The sequence below is a fragment of the Actinosynnema sp. NPDC023658 genome (genome assembly GCF_040639995.1).
Taxonomy (GTDB): domain Bacteria; phylum Actinomycetota; class Actinomycetes; order Mycobacteriales; family Pseudonocardiaceae; genus Actinosynnema.
This window is the reverse complement of record NZ_JBFAAX010000395.1, coordinates 1-5,374: the sequence shown is the minus strand read 5'-3', so window position 1 is coordinate 5,374 and position 5,374 is coordinate 1. Positions and strand designations below refer to the sequence as shown.

The 5,374-nt window shown below is 73.3% G+C and carries 7 protein-coding genes and 1 pseudogene; 2 read left to right on the top strand and 6 right to left on the bottom strand.

Features of this window, described 5'->3' with window-relative positions; all coding sequences use genetic code 11:
* Positions 1-550, top strand: a pseudogene (locus tag AB0G02_RS27350) (hypothetical protein); the annotation flags it as partial.
* Between the two features lie 67 nt (positions 551-617).
* Here the strand turns inward: AB0G02_RS27350 and AB0G02_RS27345 are convergent.
* The 6 genes from AB0G02_RS27345 to AB0G02_RS27320 all read right to left on the bottom strand — a co-directional run bounded on the left by AB0G02_RS27345 (position 618) and on the right by AB0G02_RS27320 (position 5,135).
* Complete coding sequence (locus tag AB0G02_RS27345) at positions 618-1,574, bottom strand: LLM class F420-dependent oxidoreductase (RefSeq protein WP_360799078.1); 957 nt, start codon at positions 1,572-1,574, stop codon at positions 618-620.
* A gap of 8 nt (positions 1,575-1,582) precedes the next feature.
* Positions 1,583-2,230 (bottom strand): HAD family hydrolase, encoded by a 648-nt coding sequence (locus AB0G02_RS27340; RefSeq protein WP_360799075.1) that lies wholly within the window; start codon positions 2,228-2,230, stop codon positions 1,583-1,585.
* A 151-nt stretch (positions 2,231-2,381) separates the two neighbouring features.
* Positions 2,382-3,122, bottom strand: coding sequence for an alpha/beta fold hydrolase (locus AB0G02_RS27335; RefSeq protein ID WP_360799072.1), 741 nt, complete (start codon positions 3,120-3,122; stop codon positions 2,382-2,384).
* 161 nt (positions 3,123-3,283) lie between these two features.
* Entirely contained in the window at positions 3,284-4,204 is a 921-nt protein-coding gene (locus tag AB0G02_RS27330) for a sensor histidine kinase (RefSeq protein ID WP_360799069.1), read from the bottom strand.
* A 42-nt stretch (positions 4,205-4,246) separates the two neighbouring features.
* The gene (locus AB0G02_RS27325) at positions 4,247-4,753 is read right to left on the bottom strand and encodes a GNAT family N-acetyltransferase (protein WP_360799066.1); all 507 of its coding nucleotides are present in this window, start codon (positions 4,751-4,753) and stop codon (positions 4,247-4,249) included.
* Positions 4,754-4,763: 10 nt separating this feature from the next.
* The gene (locus tag AB0G02_RS27320) at positions 4,764-5,135 is read right to left on the bottom strand and encodes a hypothetical protein (protein ID WP_360799064.1); all 372 of its coding nucleotides are present in this window, start codon (positions 5,133-5,135) and stop codon (positions 4,764-4,766) included.
* A gap of 51 nt (positions 5,136-5,186) precedes the next feature.
* Between AB0G02_RS27320 and AB0G02_RS27315 the strand changes: the two genes are divergently transcribed.
* The gene (locus AB0G02_RS27315; RefSeq protein ID WP_360799061.1) at positions 5,187-5,354 is read left to right on the top strand and encodes a hypothetical protein; all 168 of its coding nucleotides are present in this window, start codon (positions 5,187-5,189) and stop codon (positions 5,352-5,354) included.
* Positions 5,355-5,374 lie beyond the last annotated feature (20 nt).

The following is a 5,374-nucleotide window of genomic DNA, read 5'->3' as shown; positions in this document are numbered from 1 at the left end:
GCTCACGCGGGCGCAGCGGGCGAGCGTCGGCCTGCCGCCGTTGGCGGAGGTGGTGGTGGCGGACCGGCCCGCGGCCGAGCCCGAGGGCCGCCGGATCGGCAACCGCGCGGTGCTGGCCGGGGCGCTCGTCGCGGCCGGTGCGCTGGCGCTGACGGGCTTCCTGGTGTGGGGCGGACCGCCCGAGCGGGGGTCCGAAGACCATGCCGACCCGAGGACGACCAGCACGGTGGCCGAACCCGTCGTGGAGCACGCTCAGACCAGCGACGGGGTGACCGTGCCGGACGACCGGTCGGGCTCGCCGGTCACGACGGGGGTCCAGGGCACCCCGAAGCAGGGCGGCACGGACGTCGGTGGTGGGGACCACGGGACCACCGGTGCGGCCCTTACCGGCACGACCCAGAACGGCTCGACCCAGGACAACAGCACCGCCGGCCGCGGGCAGCCGACCGGACTGCCGACGAACGGACCTGCGGTGGTCCTGCCGACCCAGGCCGAGCCGGGACCCGTCCAGCCGCCGACCAACCCCCGTTCGGGGAGCGGCAAGGGCTGACCGCCTCCGCTGTGCCGCGCCGGGACTGCCGTCGTCGAGCGGTGGGGGGAGCGGTGGTGGCGCGGTGTCAGTGGAGGGCGGGGAGGAGTTCGCCCTTCGCGAAGTCCAGGAAGTCCGCCTGGTGGTCGCCGCCGATCTGCACCAGCGCCAGGTCGGTGAAACCGGCCTCGCGGAACTTCGCCACCGCCTCCACCACGGGACCGACGTCCGGTCCGCACGGGATCTGGGCGGCCACGTCCTCCGGCCGCACGAACTGCGTCGCACCGGCGAAACCGGACGTCCCGGGCAGCTCGGAGTTGACCTTCCAGCCACCGCCGAACCACCGGAACTGCTCGTGCGCCCGCTCGACCGCGGCGTCCCGGTCCGGGTCCCAGCAGATCGGCAGCTGACCGATCTTGCGGGAGGTGCGGCCCTGGAAGACGTCCCACTCCTGGCTCAGCGACGCGTCCGGCTCGGTCGCCACCATCGCGTCGGCCAGCGGCGCGAACGTCCGCACCGACTGCCCGCCCGACACCGCGACCGCGATCGGCACGCGCTGCTCGGGCAGGTCCCACAGCTTCGCCGAGTCCACCCGGAAGTGCTGGCCCGAGTAGTTGACGTACCCGCCGTCGAACAGCTGGGAGATGATCTCCACCGCCTCGCGCAGCAGCTCGTGCCGCACGTTCACCGGCGGCCAGCCGCGGCCGACCACGTGCTCGTTCAGGTTCTCACCGGCACCCAGGCCGAGAGTGAACCGGTTGCCCGACAGCAGCTGCACGGTCGCCGCCTTCTGCGCGACGACCGCCGGGTGGTAGCGCACCGTCGGGCACGTCACGTAGGTCATCAGCTCGACCCGCTCCGTCACCTGCGTGACCGCGCCGAGCACGCTCCACGCGTACGGCGCGTGCCCCTGCTCGTCCAGCCAGGGCGAGTAGTGGTCGCTCATCACCTCGAAGTCGAAACCGGCCTGCTCGGCGAGCGCGGCGTGCCGGACCAGCTCCCGCGGCCCCGCCTGCTCGGTCATCAGGGTGTAGCCGATCCGCACGCTTCCTCCTACGCCATCGGCAGGTCGGTGAGGTCCGCCCGCAACCGGTCGAGCTCTTCGTAGACTGCCGACGCCCCGGCCTCCCGCAACTCGGCCTCGCTGAAACCACCCGTGAGGAGGGATACGACCGGCTTGCCCGCCCGGCGGGCGGCCTCGCAGTCCCACACCGAGTCACCGATGACCACCGCGCGACCGCTCGCGTCGACCCGCCGCAACGCCACCTCGATGAGGTCCGGCGCGGGCTTGGACTCCTCGACGTCGTCCGCCGAGGTGGACGTGATGCCGGCCGCGTCGATCAGCTTCAGGTAGTGGTCGACGTGGTGGCGCTTGCCCGAACTGGCCAGCACCACCTGGAAGTCCTGCTCCAGGGCCGCGGAGACCAGGCGGTGCGCGCCCTCCAGCGGCCTGATCTCGGCCAGCATCGGCTCGAACGCGGCCTCCCACGCCTTGCGCAGGTCGTCGCCGTGCTCCTGCTCGATGCGATCACCGGCGACGGCGGCGACGAGCTTGTCCCCGCCCATCCCGATGGCCCGGTGCAGCTTCCAGGTCGGCACGGTGATGTCGAAGCGGCGGAAGGCGCGGAACCAGGCGACCGCGTGGTGGTAGTTGGTGTCCACCAGCGTGCCGTCCACGTCGAGGACGAGCGTGTTGGTCATGCGGCGTGGTTAACCCGACCGGGGTACGGGCAAACCGGGTGATCCACGAACCGCAAGGCGCGCACCGCGGTCGGTCCGCGAACCGGTGCTGCGAATCCGGTGGTGCGAATCCGGATTGGGAAACCGCGCGGCCCGTGCTGCGGGCTCGCGGTCAGACGTGGGTGTCGGTGTGGTCCAGGAACTCCTCGATCAGCCGGGCCCACTCGGCGGGCGCCTCGACCGCGGGCGAGTGGCCGCTGTCCAGCTCCGCCCAGCGGGCGCCGGGGATGAGGTCGGCCAGCTCGCGCGTGGTGCCGGGGGCGATCAGCCGGTCGTGCTTGGTGCCGATCACCAGCGTCGGCACGGTCAACGACGGCAGCTCCTCGCGCAGGTCGGTCCGCAGCACCAGGTCCACCTGCTCCGGCGTGCCGGGCGGGATGGTGAGCGCGAGCAGCTCCAGGAGACCTGCGGTCTGCTCGGCCGTCATCCGGCGCAGGAACGGCTCACCGAGCGCGATCGGCAGCAGGAAGCGGGCCAGCTCGGCGCGGTCGCCGTCCAGCAGCCGGCGCCACTGCTCGTTCAGCTCCCGGCTCCGGTCGTCGAGGCGGGCGAACCCGGCGGTGAGCACCAGGGCCGTCACGCGTTCCGGGTGCCGTCGGGCCGCGCGGACCGCCACCGCGCAGCCCATCGAGTAGCCGACGACCGCGAACCGCTCCTCGCCGTCGGCCGCGGCGACCAGCCGGTCGGCCAGGTCGTCCAGCTCCAGGGGCTCGGTCGCGCGCGGGGTCGTGCCGGAGCCGGGGAAGTCCACCGCGTGCACCTTGCGCTTGCGCGACAGCTGCGGGATGAGCGGGCTGAAGTTCGCGCGGACCGTGCCGCCGGCGCCGTGGGCGAGCAGGAGTGCGGGAGTCACCTGTCCGATTCTGCCGGGCCGCACGGGTGCGGTGCTTCGGAATTCCGGCGGTACTCGATCGACGACCAGCGAAGATCCGCCCGGACCGGGGTCGGGTGGTGGGCAAGGACACATCCCGCGGCCGGGATGAGCGGACGCACCGGGTCGGCCGACGTACCGGGTCAGCCGACGTAGACGCGGATCGCCGTGCCGTCCTCGCGGCTGTGCACGCGGACCAGGTCGCACAGCAGGTTCACCAGCATCACGCCGTACCCGCCGCGCGCGCTCGCGCCGGGGTTGCGCCTGCCGATCATCGGGTTCGCGATCCGGCCCGCGTCGCGCACCTCGCACACCACCGCGCCGCCCTCCCGCCACACCAGCAGCGTGCCGGAGCCGCCGCCGTGCACGACGCTGTTGGTGGTCAGCTCGTTGACCGCGAGGACCAGGTCCTCCACCTGGTCGGCGGTCAGGCCGACCCCGGTGGCGAACCGGGCCACCAGCGCGCGGGCGGTGCTCAGGCCGTCGAGGTCGAACGGGCTGGTCAGCGCGTCCGGTGGCGGCGCGGGCAGCGGCCGGTTGAACTCCTCGGCGGTCAGGAACGGCTCGCGGTAGTCGGTGCTGGGCCTGCGCTGCCGCTCCTCGACCACGACCGGGTGCGTGGACTCCGCGTCGTGCACCGTCTCCGGCGGCAGGTTCGCCGCGTCGTACGGGCACAGGATCCACGCCGGGCGTTCCTCGAACGCGGTGTTGACCAGCGCCTCGTGCTGCACGCACGCCGGGTACTCCAGCTCGGTGCGCTCCGGCCAGACCGACTCCCCGATGATCCGCACCCGCGCGCCGGCGGACGCGGCGTTGTCGGTGAACGCGGCCAGCACGCCGGGGATGATGCGACCCGGGTTGCGCCCGGCGCGTCGCATGTCCAGGAACTCGACCAGCTCGCCCTCGCCGCCCAACGCGCCGCGCAGCAGGTCGATGCCCCGCTGCGGCACGGCCACCAGCACCTGCTCGCCCGCGGCCAGCCCTTCGCGCACGAACGGCACGGTCCCCGCGAGGTACTGCTCGTCGTCGCGGTAGAGCAGGGCCTCGTGCACGAAGTCGACCACCTGGTGAACCTCCGAACAGCCGGCCGGGGGAGGGCTTCCCCTTCAGTATCCCGCCCGGACACCGGGGCGGACCGGCCGGCGGAGGCAAACGCGCGTCGCGGGGTCCAGCCCCCGCGCGGTCTCGGCCGCGACGATCGCCACCAGACCCGGCGAGGGGTGCTCGACCTCCCGGAACCCGAGCCGCCGGTAGTACGGGCCGTTCCACGGGATGTCGCGGAACGTGGTGAGGGTCAGCGCGTCCAGGCCCCGTGCGGCGGCCCACCGCTCGACGTGGTCGAGCAGCGCCGCGCCGAGGCCGCGCCGGGCGTGGTCGGGGTGCACGCTGATCTGCTCGACGTGCGCCGCGCCGTCGACCACCTCGACCGCGACCCACGCCACCGGGTGCGGGTCGGCGGCCACCCAGACGTGCAGGTGTTCCAGGGTGCTCAACGGCATCGGGTCGTCGTCGGCGATCTCCGGCATGCCGAAGTCGCGGAACAGCTCACCGGAGGCCTGTTCGACCGGGGGCAGCAGCGGCAGCTCGTCGGGCCGGGCGGGGCGGAGGTCCACCGCCTGATGATCAGCCGGCGGTGAGGTTCCGCTCAACCTCATTCGCCAGCGCTTCGAGCAGGCGGGTGGGGAGCTGGTCGTCGGGGCAGTCGTCCACGCTGAGCTCCGCGACGCTGCCCGCCGCGCCGGCCAGGGAGACGCGCAGCTCGCCGCGGCAGCCGTGCCCGGCCAGCGGTTCCCAGGTCAGGAGCAGCAGGTCGTAGTCGGCGGCGAGGCTGACCTGGTGCGGCACGTCGTGCTCGCGCAGGATCAGCACGTCGTCCGACCGGCCGATCACCTGGTACGGCGAGGGCAGCCAGGACGCCAGGCGCGCGGGGTCCGCGGCGGCGTTGAACACCAGGTCGGGCAGGGCGGGCACGTCTCGTCTCGCGTGGATGGTCACGCTCTGGTGGTTACCCCGTTCGACCGCGCGCACACCGGGTAACCAGCCGCCATGACTGCACCAGAGGAGCCGGTCGACCCGGACGAGATCGCTGAGGAAGCACCGATCGACCCCACCCCGCAGGAGGTCGACGAGTACCGCACGCTGATCGGTGACGAGATCCCCGAGCCCGACCGGTCCGACGACCCGGAGGTCGACCCGGAGGTCCCGCGGACCTGACCGGAGTCCGCGCGGAGGCC